The 19093-nt window shown below is 68.6% G+C and carries 17 protein-coding genes; 2 read left to right on the top strand and 15 right to left on the bottom strand.

Annotation, left to right across the window (positions count from 1 at the left end):
• Positions 1-26: 26 nt before the first annotated feature.
• Positions 27-1355 (bottom strand): P-loop NTPase, encoded by a 1329-nt coding sequence (locus P0R32_RS13125; RefSeq protein WP_276237478.1) that lies wholly within the window; start codon positions 1353-1355, stop codon positions 27-29.
• A gap of 244 nt (positions 1356-1599) precedes the next feature.
• Between P0R32_RS13125 and prf1 the strand changes: the two genes are divergently transcribed.
• Positions 1600-2865 carry a peptide chain release factor aRF-1 gene (gene prf1, locus P0R32_RS13130; RefSeq protein WP_276237479.1) on the top strand — a complete coding sequence of 422 codons (1266 nt, stop codon included), beginning with the start codon at positions 1600-1602 and terminating at the stop codon, positions 2863-2865.
• Between the two features lie 75 nt (positions 2866-2940).
• Here prf1 and P0R32_RS13135 read toward each other — a convergent pair whose 3' ends face one another.
• From P0R32_RS13135 to P0R32_RS13155, 5 genes are all read right to left on the bottom strand, one after another.
• The gene (locus P0R32_RS13135; RefSeq protein WP_276237480.1) at positions 2941-3828 is read right to left on the bottom strand and encodes a DMT family transporter; all 888 of its coding nucleotides are present in this window, start codon (positions 3826-3828) and stop codon (positions 2941-2943) included.
• Between the two features lie 98 nt (positions 3829-3926).
• Positions 3927-4334: a DUF6276 family protein gene (locus P0R32_RS13140; protein WP_276237481.1), complete on the bottom strand. Its 408-nt coding sequence runs from the start codon at positions 4332-4334 to the stop codon at positions 3927-3929.
• Between the two features lie 155 nt (positions 4335-4489).
• Positions 4490-5197: a V-type ATP synthase subunit D gene (locus P0R32_RS13145; protein WP_276237482.1), complete on the bottom strand. Its 708-nt coding sequence runs from the start codon at positions 5195-5197 to the stop codon at positions 4490-4492.
• 31 nt (positions 5198-5228) lie between these two features.
• The gene (locus P0R32_RS13150; RefSeq protein ID WP_276237483.1) at positions 5229-5990 is read right to left on the bottom strand and encodes a DUF7345 domain-containing protein; all 762 of its coding nucleotides are present in this window, start codon (positions 5988-5990) and stop codon (positions 5229-5231) included.
• Between the two features lie 52 nt (positions 5991-6042).
• Positions 6043-7854, bottom strand: coding sequence for a DUF7096 domain-containing protein (locus P0R32_RS13155; RefSeq protein WP_276237484.1), 1812 nt, complete (start codon positions 7852-7854; stop codon positions 6043-6045).
• 195 nt (positions 7855-8049) lie between these two features.
• Here P0R32_RS13155 and P0R32_RS13160 point away from each other — a divergent pair, with 195 nt between their 5' ends.
• Positions 8050-9204 carry a helix-turn-helix transcriptional regulator gene (locus P0R32_RS13160; protein WP_276237485.1) on the top strand — a complete coding sequence of 385 codons (1155 nt, stop codon included), beginning with the start codon at positions 8050-8052 and terminating at the stop codon, positions 9202-9204.
• Between the two features lie 70 nt (positions 9205-9274).
• On the opposite strand, the gene P0R32_RS13165 is transcribed toward P0R32_RS13160, so the two are convergent.
• The 9 genes from P0R32_RS13165 to P0R32_RS13205 all read right to left on the bottom strand — a co-directional run bounded on the left by P0R32_RS13165 (position 9275) and on the right by P0R32_RS13205 (position 19071).
• Positions 9275-10705, bottom strand: coding sequence for an ATP synthase subunit B (locus tag P0R32_RS13165; RefSeq protein ID WP_276237486.1), 1431 nt, complete (start codon positions 10703-10705; stop codon positions 9275-9277).
• A 3-nt stretch (positions 10706-10708) separates the two neighbouring features.
• Positions 10709-12472, bottom strand: a complete 1764-nt coding sequence (locus P0R32_RS13170) for an ATP synthase subunit A (protein WP_276237487.1) — start codon at positions 12470-12472, stop codon at positions 10709-10711.
• 4 nt (positions 12473-12476) lie between these two features.
• Positions 12477-12800 carry a V-type ATP synthase subunit F gene (locus tag P0R32_RS13175; RefSeq protein WP_276237488.1) on the bottom strand — a complete coding sequence of 108 codons (324 nt, stop codon included), beginning with the start codon at positions 12798-12800 and terminating at the stop codon, positions 12477-12479.
• The gene (locus tag P0R32_RS13180) at positions 12797-13849 is read right to left on the bottom strand and encodes a V-type ATP synthase subunit C (protein WP_276237489.1); all 1053 of its coding nucleotides are present in this window, start codon (positions 13847-13849) and stop codon (positions 12797-12799) included. Before P0R32_RS13180 ends, P0R32_RS13175 begins: the two co-directional genes overlap by 4 nt.
• The gene (locus P0R32_RS13185) at positions 13842-14426 is read right to left on the bottom strand and encodes a V-type ATP synthase subunit E (protein ID WP_276237490.1); all 585 of its coding nucleotides are present in this window, start codon (positions 14424-14426) and stop codon (positions 13842-13844) included. Before P0R32_RS13185 ends, P0R32_RS13180 begins: the two co-directional genes overlap by 8 nt.
• Before the next feature lie 21 nt (positions 14427-14447).
• The gene (locus tag P0R32_RS13190; protein ID WP_276237491.1) at positions 14448-14702 is read right to left on the bottom strand and encodes a F0F1 ATP synthase subunit C; all 255 of its coding nucleotides are present in this window, start codon (positions 14700-14702) and stop codon (positions 14448-14450) included.
• A 199-nt stretch (positions 14703-14901) separates the two neighbouring features.
• Positions 14902-17163, bottom strand: a complete 2262-nt coding sequence (locus tag P0R32_RS13195; RefSeq protein ID WP_276237492.1) for a V-type ATP synthase subunit I — start codon at positions 17161-17163, stop codon at positions 14902-14904.
• A complete protein-coding gene (gene ahaH, locus P0R32_RS13200; protein ID WP_276237493.1) occupies positions 17150-17482 on the bottom strand; it encodes an ATP synthase archaeal subunit H in 333 nt (110 codons plus the stop codon). Before ahaH ends, P0R32_RS13195 begins: the two co-directional genes overlap by 14 nt.
• Positions 17483-17652: 170 nt before the next feature.
• Positions 17653-19071, bottom strand: coding sequence for an aryl-sulfate sulfotransferase (locus P0R32_RS13205; RefSeq protein ID WP_276237494.1), 1419 nt, complete (start codon positions 19069-19071; stop codon positions 17653-17655).
• Between the last annotated feature and the right edge of the window lie 22 nt (positions 19072-19093).

The following is a 19093-nucleotide window of genomic DNA, read 5'->3' on the forward strand; positions in this document are numbered from 1 at the left end:
AGAAAAGAAACTCCCGATCCGTGCGCCTACCGGAACAGCCGACCGAGGAAGCCGCCCTCGTCGGCGTCGCCGTCGCCGTCGCCGTCGTCGTCCTCGCTCGACTGCTTGCGCTTCGCCTCCTCGGTGCGCTCCTTGCTCTGCTGGGCGAACGGGATCACGTCCTCACCGATCTCGGCGGACTCACCCGACTCCGCGTCCTCGACCGTCGGTGCGTCGCCCCGGTACTCGTCGTACTCGTCGCCTTCGAGGACGGTGCTCCGTGCCGCCGCCGCCGCCTCGTCCTCGGAACCGTCGTCCGCGTCGTCGTCGTCGAGGATGACCGCGTCGTCAGTCTCCGGGTCCGCCGCCGCGTCCTCGGTGGGTACGTCGCCGTCGGCAGCCTCTTCGTCAGCTTCCTCCTCGCCGTCGCCGTCCTCGCCGTCTGCACCGACGGCCGCCGCGACGTCGTCGTCGCTGGAGTCGGCGTTGTCGTCGGGGTCGGCGACCTCGTCGAGGTCGTCTGCGTCCGCTTCTCCGTCTGTGTCGGCTTCTCCGTCGACTGCCGCATCCGAGTCTGCGTCCGCGTCCACGTCGTCGACCGTCGCCTCGTCGGGACCGGCGTCGGCGGCGGCGGCGTACTCGGGGTCGTCCGGGGTCGCCTCGCTGTGCTCGGGCGTCGGCGCCGCGCGGATCGGTTCGCCGGTGAGCGAGGAGGCGAGCGACCGGTAGGCCGCCGCGGCGTCGCTGTCGGGAGCCAGCGCAGAGAGGGGGACACCCTCGGCCTGCGACCTGGCGACCAGCGGGTCGTCCGGAATGGCGCCCAACACCGGTACGTCGACGTCGCCGGTGTCCTCGTCGCCGTCGGCCTCGTTGAGCGCGATCCCGACGACCGCACCGCCGAGTTTCTCGGTGAGGTCCTGCGTCTTGCGCGTGTTCGCGAGGCCGTCGCGCGTGGGCGTCGACACGAGCAACACGCCGTCGGCGACCGACAGCGGGAGGGCCGTCTGGTGGGTGAGGCCGGCGCCGGTGTCGACGATCACGTAGTCGGCCGCCGTGATCGCCTCCAGCACGTCGACGATCTCTCCCGGGTCTGCCTTGCGGAAGTGTTCGAGCGTCCCCCCGCCCGGGAGGACCGCGAGTCCGTGTGGTCCCTCGCGCAGCGCCTCCTGCGGGTCGGCTTCTCCCGCGAGCACGTCGTGGAGCGTCACACCGTCGGGGTCGACGCCGAGCGACGGGCCGAGACTGGCCGACCCGAGGTCCGCGTCGACCGCGACCGTGTCGTACCCCGCGGCCGCGAGCGTTGCCGCGAGGTTCGCGGCGGTGGTCGTCTTCCCGACCCCCCCTTTCACGCTCGCGACTGCGTAGATCGTCGGCATTTACCGTGGCTACGGCGTCCCCCCATGATAAAGGTGGTTCCCGACGTGTCGGCTCGCCGTCTGACGGACGCCGGTGGGAGTCGAGTCCGAAGCGACGGCGGGTGATGGCGGGTGACGACGGGCGACAGTGAGCGGCAATGGCGGACGGCAGTGCAGGGTGCTGCAGGGCGATTCGGCGGGCGAGTCGGTGTCTCGTTCCAGTATTCAACAGGTACTTACCCCGTCGCCGGCGAACTATGCCGTAATGAGTAGCGACGCGCAGGAGGAGCAGGCGAGCGAGGACAGACGGAAGTACGAGTTCCGGAAAGTCCTCGACGAGCTCGACGACTTCGAGGGCTCGGGCACCCAACTCGTCACGATCTACATCCCCGACGACAAGCAGATTTCCGACGTGGTCGCCCACGTCACCCAGGAGCACAGCGAGGCGTCCAACATCAAGTCCAAGCAGACGCGGACCGCGGTGCAGGACGCGCTCACCAGCATCAAAGACCGCCTCCGCTACTACGACGTGTACCCGCCGGACAACGGCATCGTCATCTTCTCGGGCGCGGTCAACACCGGCGGCGGCCAGACGGACATGGTGACGAAGGTGCTGGAGTCGCCGCCGGAGCCGATCCAGTCGTTCCGCTACCACTGCGACTCCAACTTCCTCACCGGCCCGCTTGAGGACATGATGACGGACAAGGGCCTGTTCGGGCTCATCGTCCTCGACCGCCGCGAGGCGAACGTCGGCTGGCTCAAGGGCAAGCGCGTCGAGCCCGTCAAGTCAGCGTCCTCGCTCGTCCCCGGCAAGCAGCGGAAAGGTGGCCAGTCCGCACAGCGGTTCGCCCGCCTGCGCCTGGAGGCCATCGACAACTTCTACCAGGAGGTCGCGGGGATGGCCGACGACCTGATGGTGGACAAGCGCCACGACATCGAGGGCATCCTCGTGGGCGGTCCCTCCCCCACGAAAGACGAGTTCCTCGACGGCGACTACCTCCACCACGAACTCCAGGATCTGGTCCTCGGGAAGTTCGACGTGGCTTACACCGACGAGTCCGGCCTGTACGACCTCGTCGACGCCGCCAGCGACGTGCTCGCCGACCAAGAGGTCGTCAAGGACAAACGCCAGATGGAGGAGTTCTTCGAGAAGCTCCACACCGGCGGCGAGGCCACGTACGGCTTCGAGCAGACCCGACGCAACCTCATCATGGGGTCGGTCGAGCGCCTCCTCCTCTCCGAGGACCTCCACGACGACGTGATCACCTACGAGTGCTCGAACGGGCACGAGGAACGCGAGGTCGTCGAACGCCGTCACTCCACGCCGGACCACGAGTGCGAGGAGTGTGGCGAGGTCGTCGACGCGAGCGAGGCCGGCGAGCGCGAGGACGTCGTCGAACACCTCATGAACATCGCCGACCAGCGCGGCACCGAGACGAAGTTCATCTCCACGGACTTCGAGAAGGGCGAACAGCTCATGGACGCCTTCGGCGGCGTCGCCGGCATCCTCCGCTACTCGACCGGCGTCTAAACACCCCGCTCCTCCTGCGCGTCGCTTCGCCCGTGCCGACACGGTATCCGTCGGCGTTCACGACGGCTTCTGGGCTCACTCGGCGGTCGTCTGCACGAGCACCACGCCGACGACGACGAGCACGCCGCCCGCGACCATCGTCGGCGTCACCGGCTCCGAGAGCACGACCGCTCCGAGCGCGACCGCGACGGTCGGCTCGGCGGTCGACAGTACGCCCGCGCGGCCGGCGCCGACGCGCGCGAGTCCGGCGAAGAACGCGAAGATGGCGAACGCCGTCGCGAGCACCCCGAGTGCCACGACGGCCCCCCAGCCGGCAGCGGTCGTCGGCACCGTCACGGCGTCGGTGACGAGCGCGACGACCGCCAGCGACACCGCCGCCGCGGGCGCGACGTAGGCGGTGAGCACGCGTTCGTCCGCCGTCTCTAGCGTCGCTCGCGAGACGACGATGTAGGCGGCGTACATCGCGGCGGCGCCGAGCGTCGCCAGCGCCCCCACCGTGTCGAACGCCGCCGCGCCGGTCCACGAGATGAGCACGACACCCGCCAGCGACAGCCCCGCCGCCGCGACGGTCCTGACGCCGACGGACTCGTCGAGGAACGCCGACGCCAGCGCGACGACGAACAGCGGGTACGTGTAGAGGATCACCGCCGCGAGGCCGGCGCTCATCCGCTGGACGCCGACGAAGAACCCGTAGCTGACGCCGGCGTAGCCGACCGCACCCAGCGCGACCGCCGTCAGCGTCTCCCTGCGCGGTAAGGCGAGGTCGGGCGCGGCGTCGCCGCCCACCGCCCGTCCGACGAGCAGGCCCGCCCACACGACGGCGGTGCCGACGGCGAATCGGAGCGCGAGCGCCGACGGCACCGTCAGCCCCTCGCGGAACGCCACCTCGCCGAGGACGCCGAGCGTCCCGAAGGCGGCAGCCGACGAGAGGACGAGCAGCGTCCCCACCGTGTCGCGGTCCATCGGTTCGTATCCGGGTCGGACGCCGAGCGACGCCATACGTGTGGCGCTTCGGCGGCGACGGGGTACGGCGGGCCCCGGCGGGCCGCGGCGAGCCGCGGTCAGCCGTCCAACAGCGAGTCGAGTTGGTGCACGCGGCGCTGGAGGTCGAACTCCGGGACGACATCCGCCGCGCGGACGGCCTCGACCAGGCGGTCGAACGCGAGCGCCGTGTCCACGCCGTCTTGTTCGGCACGCGCACGGGTGGCGCGCGCCGCGTCCTTGTTCAACGCGATCGATGGCAGTGTCCCCACGAGCAGCGCGAACGCGGCGCCGCCGTCGCCGGTGGGGAACGACTCGTGGACGCGGTCGAACGCGGGGTCGTCTGCGGGCGCTGTGTCGGGCGCCGCCGCGACCGCCAGGCAGTGCGGGCAGACGCTCGCGACCGCCGCGCCGTCGGGTGCGTACTCGTGCAGTCCCTCGGGGACGGAGAACGCGACCGTCTCGGTGTCACAGGTTGGACAGTTCATACCCGGCGTGACGACCGGGAGGTGATAAACGTCGGGGACGGGCGACCGTCGTCACCGACCGGGAGCGGCGTCGTGAGAACGGTGTGGTGTCGGAGTCGGCGAGACGAGAACGGGTCCCTTCGCCGGGTCGGTGGGTGCGGGTGCGGCGGAGGTCGTCAGTCGTCGCTCTCGGCGACGCCCGCTTCCAGCGCCGCTGCCTCGGCCTCTGCGGCGGCCTCACGCTCTTCGGCCTTCTCCTCTTCTTCCTTCTTCGCCTTGATCTTCTTGAGCCGGAAGATTTCCTCGCGCTCTTGCTCCTCGAGCTTCTGCTCGATGTACTCTTTGTTCTCGTTGAGTTCGGGCAGGAGCTTGAACTCCAGCGCGTTGACGCGGCGCTTCGTCGTCTCGATCTCTTCGAGCATCTTCTTCATCGCCGTCTCCACCTCGGCGGCGAGGATGATCGACTCGATCAGCTCCTCGTAGGCGTCCGCCGCCTCGTCGATGCGGGCGGAGGAGCCGAGCACGCCGTAGCCGCGCTCGTCGAGGTTCTTCTTCACCTTCGACGACTCGATCTGCGGGACGACCACGCCCATGATGTTCTTCGACTGGGTCGTGATCTCGGGGTGCTCTTTCAGCGCGGCTGCGGCGCCGCGGACGGCGACGTCGCCCTCCATCGCGCGAGCCTTGTTGATCTTCGTCTGGGCCGTCTCGTAGTCGGCCTCCAGCTGGTCGCGGACGTCCTGCGCCTGGTCGAGGATGTCCATGAACTCCATGATGAGGCCGTCGCGCTTCTGCTCGAGCGTGTCGTGGCCCCGCTCCGAGAGGTCGATGCGGTCCTCGATCTCCATGAGGTTCTTCCGGGTCGGCTTGACGTCCTCCGCCATAGTCTTGGAGGGAAGTTGCGGGGCGAGGGTGTTAATCCTTGTTAGTCGCCCGCCGGCGAACCGCGAGCAGTACCGCACCCGCGAGCGCCGTGACCAACACTCCGGGGAGCGGTGTCGGGGCCGATGTCGCTGTGCCGTCTGCCGAGTCACCGTCCGCGTCGGCCGCGGATGCTGCTGGGGCGAACGTCGCCGAGAACCCCTCAAGCGACGCCCCGCCCGACCACGCTGCAGCCCTGCCATCGACGGCGTCGGGCGTCGGGTTCGCCTCGTCGAACGTGTACCCCGTAGGCCCGCGAACCACGAACGCTCGGTCCGGCTCGAACCCGCTCGCGAACGGAGCGCCGACCGTCAGCCGGTCCCCTTCGACCACCGCGAGGTTCGTCCACGTCGCTGCGATTGTGACGACGCCGGTGGCCCCACCGTCGTCTGTCGATACGTGGACCGTCGCATTCCGAACAGCCATCGAACGACCCGTCCGCTCGCCAGCCTGCGACGCGACTCGGTCGATGCGCTCGGCGAACCTGCGCGAGACGTTCTCGCGGTCGTCGTCGACCGCCTCGAACGCACGTCGCTCGCCGTCGGACGACAGGTCGAACGTCAGCCGGAGCGCCACGGTCGCGTCACCTTGCTCGGTCACGTTCACGACGAACGCCTCCGTGGCGCCGGTCGTCAAGTCGGTCGACGCGGTCTCCGTCGCCGCGGCGGGACCGACCGCTGTCGTGGCTGCGACAGCCACCGTCAGCGCAAGCAGGAGACGAACTGTCCTGTTCGACCCACGGCTCGTTCCGACCATCACCGCCGACCTCGACCGGCGTCAACTCGTCGGCTGGTCCGTCCCTGGTTGTTCATCGATCGTCCTCCTCGGCGTCATCCGCTTCTTCGTCCTCCTCCTCTTCCTCCTCTTCCTCTTCATCCTCTTCATCCTCCTCCTCCTCGTCTGCTTCCTCTTCTTCCTCCGCGTCGTCGGCCTCGTCTCTATCGTCGTCCGCTTCGTCGTCCGCGTCGTCAGCGTCGTCGTCCGCGTCCTCCGCGTCGTCAACGTCGTCTTCCTCCTCAGCACCCTCGCTGTCCTCGGCATCGTCCTCCACGTCGACGTCGGCGAGCGAGAGCCCACCAGCTGCCGACTCGAACTCGAAGGCTGCCCGGAACTGCCCCTTCGTCACGACGACCTCGAGCTCGTCAGTTGCGTCGGTTGGGAACGTCAGCCGCCCGTCGGCGTCGGTCGTCCCGACGACACCGTCGTCCGCGACGACGGTCGCCCCGGAGACGGGCGACCCGTCGAACGTCACGCGGACGGTCGCGCTGCCGTTGGCGACGGTGGCGGTGGCGTCGAGCGACCCACCGAAGGCCGACTCGGCGGCGTCCGACCGGTCGCGGAACTCGTACTCCAGTTCGGCCTCCACGTCACCGTGCTCGGCTTCGACCTCCACCGAGTCGGCATCTGGGAGCGTTACCGTCAGCCGCCCGTCGGCATCCGTGGTGCCGACCGACTGGCCGTTCACCTCGACGGCGACGTCCGCCGCCGGGTCGCCGCCCGACAGCACCAGCAGCGTCACGGTCGCGTTCGGCGCGGGGGTACCGTCAGCGACGAGGATGGCGAGTTCGTCCTGCTCGTCCTCGTCGCGGTCCTCGCCCTCGTCGTCAGCATCGCCGCGGTCGTCGTCACCGTCGCCGTCGTCCACGTCATCCTCGTCTCGGTGTTCCGTCTCCTCCTCCAGTCGGTAGACGACGCCAGACGACGCGTCGACGCGAACCTTCGCCTCGCCCGTCAGGTTCTGCGTGCCGCTGAGCGCGAACTCGAACTCGTAGGCCCCCTCGTACTCGCGGACTTTCGTCGCGGTGAGCGTCCACGACCCCTCGGGCGGAGACGCGAGCGCCGCACGAGCGGTGTCGAGCGCGTCCGCCTGCGAGACGGTGAAGTTCGTGTCGTCGTCGCGGGGGCGCTCGATCTCCCGCGAGCGCTCGCCGTCCTCGCCCTCCGCTTCGATCTGGAGCCCGTCGCCGGTCTCGATCCGCAGTTCACCGGTCGTCTCGCCGGTGAAGCGGCGCAGTAGTGCCGACGCACCGACGCCAGAGACGTTCTCGACGTCGCCAAGTGCGCCTGCGACGGCTTCCTCGCGGTACCCGGCGACGCGGAGGTCGAGCGCCGAAACGTTCTCGGCCCGCCGCTCTAGGCGAACGGCGGCCTCGGTCACGGACTCCGCGCGGGCGTTGAGCGTCGCGATCCGTTGGCCGTACGCCGACGCGTCGATGTCACCGGATTCGTACGCCTCGGTGGCTGCACGGTAGTCTTCGGCGATGCTCGCCGCGCGCTCACGGAGCGTCGCCGCGCGCTCGGCGACGACGGCTGCCCGGACGGAGTCGTTCTCTGCGCGCTCGAACTCGTAGCGGAACGACCCCTCCGCGAACTCGCTCTCCACTTCGGTGTCGGTGACCGCGAGCACCGTCGAGAGTTGCCCCCCGACCGTGACGTTCACCGACTCGTTGGCGGTGTCGTTCTGCGTCGTCTGCTGCTGTACGGCTCCGTCGTCCGGCGCGGCCACGGCAGCCGCGTCGGCGCCGTCGGTCACCCCGGGAGACGCCACCGCCGCCGCGGGGACACTCCCCACGACGAGCAATAGCGCCAGGGCGACGGCGATCAGGTTCTTGGCGGTCATCGTCGACCACACCACGCTCCCTCGACCCCATAAACTGGAATCACCTCCCCGACGACTCCCGTCGAATCCCGACCGTTCCCGGGGTCGAGCGGCTCGTTCCCGCCGGTTCCCGGTCGTTCCCGCCGGGTGTCGCCGACGAGCGGATGGGAGCGACCGCGATATTTTAGGCCACCTAGGGGGGTTGTCTGACCAGAGATGGTCGGGGGACGGCGGACGGTCGCGCTCGTGCTCGCGGTGCTGTTGCTCACAGCGTCGCTGCCAGCCGCGGCAATCGGGGCTGCACAGACGGCCGACCCGGACGCCGACAACACGGTCACGCGGATCGAACTCGCGGCCGACGGGTCGGCCACGTGGATAGTCCGCGTGCGCACGCGATTGGAGACCGAGGCGGACGTCCAAGAGTTCGAGCGCTTCCAAGCGTCCTTCGAGCAGAACAAAAGCGAGCGCCTCGACCGGTTCAGCGGACGAATCGACGGCGTCGTCCGGAACGCGGTCGACGCGACCGGCCGTGAGATGACAGCCGAGAACTTCTCGCAGTCCACGTCAATCCAGGAGCTTCCGCGTCGGTGGGGAGTCGTCACCTACCGGTTCCGGTGGCGTGGCTTCGCACGTGTCGACGGCGACCGCGTCGTTGCCGGCGACGTGTTCGGGAGCGGGTTCTACATCGACGAGAGCGACAGCCTCGAAGTGGTCGCACCGCCGGGGTACGCGCTGCAGTCCGTCGCCCCCGACCCGGCCAGTCGAGACGGCAGGACCGTGACGTGGGTCGGACCCGAGAGCTTCGCAGACGGCCGGCCACTGGTGCGTGCCGCACCAAGCGCGACCCCGACCTCGTCGCTGGAGACGACCCCCGCCGACAGCGCCGGCGAGGAGAGCCGTCCGCTCGACCTCGCCACGGCCCCGTACCTCCTCGGGACGGTCGCCGTCGGAGCGGTCGCCGTCCTGGCGCTGCTGTTCACCCGTCGGCGCTCGGGGGCGCCCCACAGCGTCGCCGACACAGACCGCTCGCCGTCCGGTGGCGGTGCAGGTCCACCGCGAATTGGTGGTGGTGATAGCGACGCCGGCCCCACGAGCGCGGACGGGACCGCCTTGACTTCCGCGACCACCGACGCTCGCACGCCGTCAGGCGAGGACACGCTCCTCACCGACGAGGACCGCGTGCTCGCGCTGTTGGAGGAGCACGGCGGGCGAGTCAAGCAGGCGACCGTCGGCGACCAGTTGGAGTGGTCGTCGTCCAAGACGTCGCGCGTCGTCGGGCGGATGGCGGACGAGGGGACGGTCGAGAAACTCCGCATCGGTCGAGAGAACGTCCTCCAGACACCGGCGTCGGACGACGAAACAGAGCGGTAGCGGCGGCGACGCTGTCGCTGGGGGCAGCGAAGCGGTCGAAAGAATCGGTCGGACGAGTGTGCGTGGAGCCTTAGTCCGCGGAGACTTCCTCGGCCTCGTCGTCGGCGGCCGTGGGGTCCTCGCGGTAGTGCTCCTCGATGAGGTCCTCGTCGACGCGGTTGAGCTCCGTCTTCGGGAGCGTCGACAGCAGGTCCCACCCGAGCTCGATCGTCTCGTCGATCGTGCGGTCGGTGTCGAACCCTTGCTCGACGAACTGCGTCTCGAACGCGTCCGCGAAGTCGAGGTACTTGTTGTCACGCTCGGACAGCGCCTCGCGACCGACGATGTTCACGAGGTCGCGCAGGTCCTCACCCTCCGCGTACGCCGCGTACATCTGGTCGGACACGTCGGCGTGGTCGGCGCGGGTCAGGCCCTCGCCGATCCCGTCGTCCATCAGGCGCGACAGGCTGGGCAGCACGTTCACCGGCGGCTGGATACCCTGGCTGTGCAGCGGGCGGTCCATCATGATCTGCCCCTCCGTGATGTACCCCGTCAGGTCGGGGATCGGGTGCGTGTCGTCGTCGCCGGGCATCGTGAGGATCGGGATCTGCGTCACCGAGCCCTCGCGGTCCTTGAGGCGACCGGCGCGCTCGTACAGCTGCGCCAGGTCGGTGTACATGTACCCGGGGTAGCCACGCCGACCGGGCACCTCCTCGCGGGCCGCACCGATCTCACGGAGCGCCTCACAGTAGTTCGTCATGTCCGTCAGGACGACGAGCACGTGGTACCCCTTGTCGAACGCGAGGTACTCGGCGGTGGTGAGCGCGAGGCGCGGCGTGACCGTCCGCTCGACTGCGGGGTCGTCCGCGAGGTTCATGAAGACGACCGAGCGCTCCAGCGCGCCCGTCCGCTCGAAGTCGTCCATGAACTCGTTGGCCTCCTCCTGCGTGATGCCCATCGCGCCGAAGATCACTGCGAACTCCGACTCGTCGTCGTCGCCCTCGCCCGCCTCCTCCGGCACGGTCGCCTGCCGGGCAATCTGGAGTGCGAGGTCGTTGTGCGGCAGGCCAGAGCCCGAGAAGATCGGGAGCTTCTGGCCGCGCACGAGCGTGTTCATCCCGTCGATGGCCGAGACACCCGTCTGGATGAAGTCCTCGGGGTACTCGCGGCTGTACGGGTTGATCGCGGCGCCGACGATGTCGCGGCGCTCGTCCGGAACGATCTCCGGGCCGCCGTCGATCGGGTTACCGGAGCCGTCGAGCACGCGACCGAGCAGATCCTCGGTCACGGGCATCTTCAGCGTCTCGCCCAGGAACCGGACCGAGGCGTTGCGGTCGATGCCGGTGGTGCCCTCGAACACCTGGATGGCGACGAGGCCCTCCTCGGATTCGAGGACCTGCCCGCGCTTCGTCTCGCCGCTCGGCGTCTCGATCTCGACGATCTCGTCGTAGCCGATTGGCTCGTCGACCTCGGCGAACACCAGCGGGCCGCTGACTTCCGTGATGGTTTGATACTCTTTCATGGTTCAGTAGAGCGAGCGCAGCTGCTCGGTGAGTTCCTCTTTGAGCTCCTCGACGAACGCCTCCCAGTCCTCCTGGGTGGCGATCCGGTTGAGCTTGGGCGCCGCGTCGATGGCCGTGATGTCCTCGATGGGCACACCGGCGTCGAGCGCGTCGAACGCCTCGTCGTTGTACGTCTGGATGGTCTCGAGGATCGCGTACGTCTTCTCGGGCGGACAGTACATGTCCACGTCGATGAACGCGTTCTGCTGGAGGTAGCCCTCACGCAGGTAGCGCGCGACCTCGAGGGTCAGCTGCTGGTCCTCGGGCAGGGCGTCCTTCCCGACGAGCTGAACGATCTCCTGCAGTTCGCCCTCCTCGTCGAGAGTGTCGACGGCCCACTGCCGCCGCTCGGACCAGTCCTCCGCGACGTTCTCCTGGAACCAGGGGTCGAGCTGCTCTTGGTACAGCGAGTACGACTCGTTCCAGTTGATCGCCGGGAAGTGGCGACGCTCGGCCAGGTCGGCGTCGAGCGCCCAGAACGTCTTCACGATACGCAGCGTGTTCTGGGTGACCGGCTCGGAGAAGTCGCCACCGGGGGGCGACACCGCGCCGATCGCCGAGACGGAGCCCTCGGTCCCGTTGAGGTTCTCGAAGTAGCCGGCGCGCTCGTAGAACTCCGCGAGGCGCGCGGCGAGGTACGCGGGGTACCCCTCCTCGCCGGGCATCTCCTCCAGGCGCGAGGAGATCTCGCGCATCGCCTCTGCCCACCGCGAGGTGGAGTCGGCCATGAGGGCCACGTCGTACCCCATGTCGCGGTAGTACTCTGCGATGGTGATGCCGGTGTACACGCACGACTCGCGCGCGGCCACGGGCATGTTCGAGGTGTTCGCGATGAGCGAGGTACGGGCCATCAGCGAGTTCCCGTTCTTCGGGTCTTCCAGTTCGGGGAAGTCCTCGATGACCTCGGTCATCTCGTTGCCGCGCTCACCACAGCCGACGTACACGACGATGTCGGCGTCGGCGAACTTGGCGAGGCTGTGCTGGGTGACGGTCTTCCCGGAGCCGAACGGCCCCGGAATGGCGGCCGTCCCGCCCTTCGCGATGGGGAACAGGCCGTCGAGGATGCGCTGGCCCGACACGAGCGGCTCGCGGGGCGTCCGCTTCTCGACGGTCGGCCGCTTCTCGCGGACCGGCCACTCCTGACGCATCGTCACTTCCTCGCCGTTCTCGAGCGTGACGACGGCCTCTTCGACGTTGAAGGAGCCCTCTTCGACGCTCTCGACGACGCCGCCCTCGTAGTCCGGCGGCACCATGACCTTGTGGTCGATGGTGACCGTCTCGGGCACGACGCCGACGACGTCACCGGGTTCGACGCTGTCGCCAGCCTCGACCTCGGGAGTGAACTCCCACTCCTTCTCCAGGTCGATGCCGGGCGCGTCGACCCCGCGGTCGAGGAACGCGCTGTTCATCTTCTCTTCGAGCACGTCGAGCGGGCGCTGGACGCCGTCGTAGATGGCGTCCAGCATGCCGGGGCCCAGGTCGACGGTGAGGGGTTCGCCCGTGTTCTCGACGGGCTCTCGGGGGGCGACCCCGGAGGTCTCCTCGTACACCTGAATGGTCGTGACGTCGCCTTCGATCTCGATGACCTCGCCCATCAGCCCTTCGTCGCCTACGTAGACGACGTCGTTCATGCGGGCGTCGAGGTCGACGGCTTTCACGACCGGGCCGCTCACGCTCTTGATGCGTCCGGTTCCTTCGGTCGTCTCGGTTTCGGTTGCCTGACTCATGTGTTCACTCGTCCTCGTCCATCAGGTCGATCCCGATGGCTCTCTTGATCTGTTCGCGTAGGCCGCTCCCGGCGCCGCCGCCGAGCGTGACCAGTACCGGTTCCACGGAGCCCTCGACGTCCCGGCGGACCGTCCGCGAGAGGTGGTCGAGGTCCTCGTCGAGCATCACGACGATGCCGACGTTCTCGTCCGACAGCGCGTCCTCGACGGCGTCGTCGAGGCGGTCGTCCTTCTCCTCGTCGGGGACGTTCGCGCACTTGCGGACGCCAGCGAGGCGGAACCCGGTGGTGAACTCGGGGCTGCCGATGACGGCTATCTCCTGACTCATAGGATCACCAGCTCGTCTTCGATCTCTTCGGGGTCGAGGCCGGCCTCCTTCCCGCGGGCGATGGCGCGGATGTTGTCGACCTCGCGCTCTTTCGCCAGCACGTACGACACGACGGGGGTCACCGACAGCGGGTGGATCAGCCCCAGCGAGTCCGCGTACTCCAACAGCGCCGCCTCGAGCGCGTGCTCGAAGGCGATGAGGCTCTCTGCCTCCTCCAGTTCGGTCAGCGCGTCGGAGAGGCGGTCGCCGTAGCGCGACTCGCGGATCCGGCCGATCAGTTCGCCCGTGTTGGACGAGAGCTGGGTCAGCTCGGCGGGCGAGAACAGCACGCCACCGTCGATGTAGTACTCGGCGGGGTCGAGGTCCGCGCCCGAGCGGGCCAGCCGCAGCGCGTTGATCGCGTTCCGGAAGTCGATCTCGGCCTCCAGGAACTCGCGGTACTCGGCCAGCGCCTCGCCGGAGAGGTCGTCCGTGCGCAGCAGTTCGTAGTACGCGCGGTCGACTGCGTTCTCCAGCGGCACCAGCACGCCCGTCGACTCGTAGTCGTCGAGCGCGTCGGCGAGTGTGTCGCCGAACACGGTGTTCGAGAGCATCTCGACGGCCTCGTCGATCGCGCCCGCGTCGAGCAGGCGGTCGAGGAGCTTGTCGTCGAACTCGCCGGCCCGGATGAGGTCGTCGGCGACCGCCTCGCGCTCGGTGTCGGCGTAGATGCCGCGGAGCACGGTCTTGACGTTCCACGCGTCGAACTTCCGGAGGTAGCGGGCGACGTGCCCGTACAGCTTACCCTCACACCAGCGGAGGATGTCCTCGAAGTCCTCGGCGAGGCTCGCGTTCAGTGCGTACTCGATGAGGTCGACGCCCGAGAACCGCGACCCGAGGGCGTTGATCTCGTCTTCGTACGCCGGCGACTCCTCCATGAACCGGGCGATCTCCGCCGGGCTCATACGGACCAGTTTCCGGTAGTCGTCCTCCTCGTACAGCCCAGCGCGCCGCGATCGGACGCGGGCGTTGACGTACTCGGGGTTCGACGTGCCGGCGCTCTTACTCATCTTCGAAGAGTCGGTCGCTCAGCTCCTTGAGGTTGTCCTCCCAGACCTCCTCGAGGAGCGAGTCGAACGTGTTGTTCACACGGACGCGCGACTCCTCGCTCTCGACGACGACGCCGCCGAGGCAGTCGCGCTCGCCGGCGAACGACCAGCCCTCGTAGTCCGCGAGGATGTCGGTCAGCAGCTCCTCGTCGTCGGCCCGACCGTGGACCGCGACGGCCTCGTCGTCCTCGAACTCCGGCGCCGCGGCGTCGAGCAGCGACCGGGTCAGCTCCTCGCGGTCCTCGCCGTCGAGGGCCACGATGGCCGCCTCGGTCTTTTCGCGCACGTCGCCGAGCACGTCGCGGCGTGCTTCGAGGCGCTGCTGCTTGGCCTCCAGCTTGGCCGCCGAGAGCGTCTGTTCGCGCTCCTGTTCGATCTGTCGCTCGACCTGCTGTTCTCGTTCCTCGACGATCCGGTCTGCCTCCTCCTCAGCCTCGGCGACGATCTCGGCCGCGCGGTCCTCGCCCTCTTCGCGGATTTCCTCCGCACGCGCGATGGCCTCGGCCTCAATGTCGTCGACGACTGTCTCTAAACTCATGATGAAACGGGAGGAGTCGGTTTACTGGACCAGGAAGATGGCGACCAGCGCGAGAATGACGAGCGTCTCCGGAAGGACGGTGAAGATCAGTCCCTGCGTGAACAGATCCTCGTCCTCGGCGACGGCGCCGATCGCGGCCGAGCCGATACCGCGCTCCGCGTAGCCCGCGCCGAAGGCCGCGAGGCCGACACCGAGAGCGGCGGCGGACAGCGGCGGGATGGCGGGAGCGCTTTCCTGCAGTACGACACTAGCGAGTTGGGGTGCGATTTCGAGCATGGTAGTTGGTAGGCGGATGCCTAACTTCGGACAGGTCGTGGTTGGACCCAGAGAGTGCATAAAGCTTCCCAAAACGAGCGACGAGACGGCGGAATTCGGTCGCTACGGGCGGTGCTGCGTGTGTCACAAACCCCCAATCGAGGGTGCGAGGATCGCGAACGCGACCGACCGCACAGCGGCCGGTCGCTCCAACGCCGACTTACTCGTCGGCGGTGTACCGCCGCTCGCGACCGAACGGCGTGTACTCCGAGCCGTTTCCGTCGAAGAACTTCGAGAAGAACTCGTAGTACTCCAGACGGACGCCCTGAAGGCCGGCAGAGGTCACCCCGAGTACGAGCACCAGCAGGTGCCCGAGCACGAGGACGACCAGCCCGCCGACGAGCGAGGCGGCGCCACCGTGCATCAGCCCGGGGAACATGATCGACGACGCGCCGTACTCGTTGATCGCCCACTCCGGCCCGTGTTCGAGCAGGAAGTGGAACTCGCCGTCGTGGGTGTACGCCCCGAAGAACAGGAGGTTGACGACGAACGCCATCCCCGCCTTCGCGAGCAGCACCGCGGCGAGCCGTGTGTAGCTCAGCACGTTCACCAGCACGTCGAAGATCTCGATGATCTCCGCGGGCGCGCCGACGAACAGCAGCACCGCGCCGACCAGGAACATCCCGAACCCGAGCCACCCGATGACCGGCGAGAAGCCGTTGAACCCGAGCGCGACGACCGCGTGGGCGAACTCGCCGGACGCCTCCGGCGCGGCGCCGGAGCCGTCGAAGACGGTGAAGATGAAGTTCGGCTTGTAGTTCTGGTACACGCGACTGAAGATGAACAGCCAGAGGCCGTTCATCCCGATCAGCCACGAGCCCTTCTCGGTGAGCGCGGCCTTGAAGCCGTGGAACTCGAGTTCCTCGTAGAAGCCGAACACGTAGCCGACGTTGAGGTGGATCAACGCGACGACGGTGGACACGAGGAGCCACGCCTGCGCCCAACTGATCTCGGCGGGCTGGAGCCCCTTGTGGAGCGGGGCGCTGTGGAGGCCGACGACGCCCTCCCAGAAGTACGTCGCGATGACGTGCAGCCCGAAGAGTTCGCCGTAGAGCACGCCGAAGACCGCGGTGAAGATACCGGCGGTCATCGTGACCCCGCCCATCGACTTGAAGCCGGGCGAGTCGAAGTTCGAGTACAGGTAGTAGCCGATGAGGCCGTAGAGGATACCGTACCCGAGGTCACCGATCATGAACCCGAAGAACGCCGGGAACGTGAGGAACAGGACGACCGTCGGGTCGAACTCGCGGTAGTTCGGGCGTCCGACCGCCTGCACGAGCACCTCGAACGGCGACGACAGCGAGCCGTTGCTCTGGACGACCGGCGGGTCGTCGTTGCGCATCACGACGTTGCCGCCGCCGTCTGCGACCGCCCGCTGGCGCTCCGGTTCGTCGTCCGCCTCGAGATCGGTCTCGGGACCGGCCTCCTCGACGGACGGCGGAACGTCCTCGCGGACCTGCAGGTCGCCGTCGGAGCCGAACTCGGCGCGTTCGATCTCCTCGACCTCGGCGTGGCCGCCGACGGTGTCTTTCATCGTCGACTTGAACGACGTGACGCGGTCGGTCGGGATCCACCCCTCGGCGACGAACGCGTTGCGCGTCGTCGCGAACGACAGCGGTGCCTCGGCCTTCTGCACCTCGATGGCGAGCGTCTCCTCTGCCTCGAGCAGGAAGTCGGCGGCGTCGGCGGCGACGTCTTCGAGCGTCGACTCGACGTTGTCGAGTTCCGACTCGACCGAGCGCTGCTCGGACTCCAACGAGGCGACGTACTCCTCGGGGGAGACGTCGTCCTCTTCGATCTCCGGCACCGACAGCGCGGCGAACTCGGCGCTCACCAGCGCGTCGGCCAGCACGCCCTCGTCGTCACCCTCGGTGCGGGCGAAGACGGCGAGCACGTCGTCGCCGAAGATCTCGTAGCTCGCGACCGCGGACGCGTCGACGACCGCGCGCTCGACGGTGTCGCGGTCGCCCTCACCGACGGCGACCTGCAGGGAGTCGTACCCTTGGAGCAGGTCGAGGTCGATACCGAGGTCGGCGAACGGCTCGACGGCCTCGATGCGCTCTTCGATCGACCGGAGCCGTGACTGGAGGTCGTTGCGGCGGTCCTCCAGCCCGTTGACCTCCTCGCGGAGGTCGTCGAGTTCCGCCGCGAGCTCCTCGTCGTCGATGACGACGTTCGAGCGCCCTGGCGTGGCGTCGTCGTCGGTGACACCGAGGATGGACTTCAGCGAACGGACGGTGACCAGCTTGTCGGCCGCGTCCTCCGCCTCAGCCTGCGGGTTCCCCTGTGCGAACCCCTCCCAGTTGCCACCGTACTCCGTGACGTGCAGGAGGTTCAGCCCGTGGATCGCCTCGACGACCGGCTCCATGTACGCTTTGGAGCCCGTCACCGAGATCTTGCTCATCCGCTCAGGCCTGAGCATGTACCGCCTCCTCGAACCGTTCCACCGCGAACTCGACGACCTCGTCGACGCGGTCGCTCGCCTCGTCGACGAGCTCGTTGCGTTCGCGGCGGCCCTCCGCGATGATCTCCTCGCGTTTCTCCTCGATCTGTTCGCGTGCCTCCTCGAGGCGCTCGGCCTCGATTCGGTCGGCCTCCGCCTCGGCCTCGGCGACGATCTCGTCGGCCTCCGAGCGGGCCTCCGAGATCCGCGCCTCGCGGTCGGCCTCCGCCTCGGCGATCGTCTCCTCGGCGTCGGCTTCGGCCTCCTTCACGCGTTCGAGAACTTCGGGTCTCGGCATGGATATTCGTCGTCAGGAGTTTGCCCACGTCGATATAAGGTGTTTGCGGAACGCGCCGCCGACCAACGGGAGGCGGCGACGCCACGGCGGCGAGGTCTGTGGGCCGAGCCGCCCCCAACCAACGCGCCGCCGACCAACGGGAGCCGACGGCACCACGGCGGCGGTGAGGGTTAGCGCGCCCGAACCTCGTTGGCCGCCCGCTGCACCCCGCGCTTGATCGCCGCCCGCGACGCGACCACTTCGCCGACCGCCCACCCGAGGAGGACGAGCAGGCCGCCCACTGCGCCAGCGAACGCCCACGACCCCATCCACACCGGACGCAGCCACGGCGTCACGCCCGCCCACGTGTCCGCGAACTCGCCGGCGGGCCCGCCCACCGGCGTCCCCGCGAACGTGTTCTGCACCGCCGTCGCGAACGTCATCGAGTCGCCGGTTCCCTCGATGAGCCCCGCCGACCCGTAGATCCGGTAGGTGCCGGTGACGTCCTGATCGGCCATCGTCGGGCCGTTCGACCCGTCTCCGGTGGCGACGCGCTCGGCTTCGTACGGGCCCCACGTGGCGTAGTACTCCCAGACGATCTCACCGCGCGGCGTCACCTCGATCACCCGGTGGTTGAGCGAGTCCGTGATCAGCGTGTTACCGTTCGGGAGGCGGTCGGCGTCGCGCGGCCACGCGAGTTGGCCGGTGCCCAGTTCCCACGTCTTCGTCCACTCGCCGTCGCGGCGCTCGTACTCGACGACGCGGTCGTTCTCGGAGTCGGCGACGAGGATCGTCGGGTTCCCGTCCTCGCTGACGAGCCAATCGGGGTTGTGCTGCTCGTCCATGATGTCGTGGGCGCCGTCGCGCCCGAGGCGGTAGTCGATCTCCTTGGTCGAGCGGTTGATCACGATCGCCTGGTCGAAGTTGCGCGGGGAGACGAGGTACTGTCCCTCGGCGATCCGGTCGACGTCGTTGACGTGGGTCCAGTCCTCGTTGAAACCGCCGTCGGTGTCGTTCGGGTAGTGGTTACGGAACACCCACTCCCACACGATCTGGTCGGTGGTGCGGTTGTACACGACGACGCGGTCGTCTGAGATCTGCTCCTCCTCGTTCCAGTTGCGCATGTTCGCGATCACGAGGTTGCCGTTCGGGAGCATGTCCACGTCGTGGGTGTCGTGCATGTCGAGGCGCTCCGTCCAGACGGGCTCGCGCGTCTCGGGGTCTAACTCGGCGACCGTCGTGCCGCCGGGGTTCGTCCCGACGACGAGGAGGTTGCCGTTCGGGAGTGGGTCCACGTCGTAGAACCAGCGCGCGTTCTGGTTGTCGCCGTCGTACACCCACTCCGTCGAGCCGTTGGGCGCGACGCTGACGAGGCGTGCTGGCTTCTTCTCGGCGCCCTGACCCTGGAAGTGGAAGCCCTGTATCGCGACGACGGTGGAGCCGTTCGGCTCGGAGGCGATAGTCCCAGCCTCCAGTCCGACGGTACCGGGCGTGCCCGTGTCACCGGGCGCAATCGCCTGCGTCGCCGCGGGGGCGAACAGCCCCAAGACGACGACGGCGACGAGGACCCGCGCCGCGGTCCGTCGCGAGACGGGGAGGGAAGATGACATACTGCGAACGGCGGGATGTGGG

It is taken from the genome of Halobaculum marinum (assembly GCF_029338555.1).
GTDB lineage: Archaea > Halobacteriota > Halobacteria > Halobacteriales > Haloferacaceae > Halobaculum > Halobaculum marinum.

Excerpts from the sequence above, each read along its gene's own strand:
- P0R32_RS13125 (WP_276237478.1), bottom strand. The coding sequence starts at position 1,355 with ATGCCGACGATCTACGCAGTCGCGAGCGTGAAAGGGGGGGTCGGGAAG.
- prf1 (WP_276237479.1), top strand. The coding sequence starts at position 1,600 with ATGAGTAGCGACGCGCAGGAGGAGCAGGCGAGCGAGGACAGACGGAAG.
- P0R32_RS13135 (WP_276237480.1), bottom strand. The coding sequence starts at position 3,828 with ATGGACCGCGACACGGTGGGGACGCTGCTCGTCCTCTCGTCGGCTGCC.
- P0R32_RS13140 (WP_276237481.1), bottom strand. The coding sequence starts at position 4,334 with ATGAACTGTCCAACCTGTGACACCGAGACGGTCGCGTTCTCCGTCCCC.
- P0R32_RS13145 (WP_276237482.1), bottom strand. The coding sequence starts at position 5,197 with ATGGCGGAGGACGTCAAGCCGACCCGGAAGAACCTCATGGAGATCGAG.
- P0R32_RS13150 (WP_276237483.1), bottom strand. The coding sequence starts at position 5,990 with ATGGTCGGAACGAGCCGTGGGTCGAACAGGACAGTTCGTCTCCTGCTT.
- P0R32_RS13155 (WP_276237484.1), bottom strand. The coding sequence starts at position 7,854 with ATGACCGCCAAGAACCTGATCGCCGTCGCCCTGGCGCTATTGCTCGTC.
- P0R32_RS13160 (WP_276237485.1), top strand. The coding sequence starts at position 8,050 with ATGGTCGGGGGACGGCGGACGGTCGCGCTCGTGCTCGCGGTGCTGTTG.
- P0R32_RS13165 (WP_276237486.1), bottom strand. The coding sequence starts at position 10,705 with ATGAAAGAGTATCAAACCATCACGGAAGTCAGCGGCCCGCTGGTGTTC.
- P0R32_RS13170 (WP_276237487.1), bottom strand. The coding sequence starts at position 12,472 with ATGAGTCAGGCAACCGAAACCGAGACGACCGAAGGAACCGGACGCATC.
- P0R32_RS13175 (WP_276237488.1), bottom strand. The coding sequence starts at position 12,800 with ATGAGTCAGGAGATAGCCGTCATCGGCAGCCCCGAGTTCACCACCGGG.
- P0R32_RS13180 (WP_276237489.1), bottom strand. The coding sequence starts at position 13,849 with ATGAGTAAGAGCGCCGGCACGTCGAACCCCGAGTACGTCAACGCCCGC.
- P0R32_RS13185 (WP_276237490.1), bottom strand. The coding sequence starts at position 14,426 with ATGAGTTTAGAGACAGTCGTCGACGACATTGAGGCCGAGGCCATCGCG.
- P0R32_RS13190 (WP_276237491.1), bottom strand. The coding sequence starts at position 14,702 with ATGCTCGAAATCGCACCCCAACTCGCTAGTGTCGTACTGCAGGAAAGC.
- P0R32_RS13195 (WP_276237492.1), bottom strand. The coding sequence starts at position 17,163 with ATGCTCAGGCCTGAGCGGATGAGCAAGATCTCGGTGACGGGCTCCAAA.
- ahaH (WP_276237493.1), bottom strand. The coding sequence starts at position 17,482 with ATGCCGAGACCCGAAGTTCTCGAACGCGTGAAGGAGGCCGAAGCCGAC.
- P0R32_RS13205 (WP_276237494.1), bottom strand. The coding sequence starts at position 19,071 with ATGTCATCTTCCCTCCCCGTCTCGCGACGGACCGCGGCGCGGGTCCTC.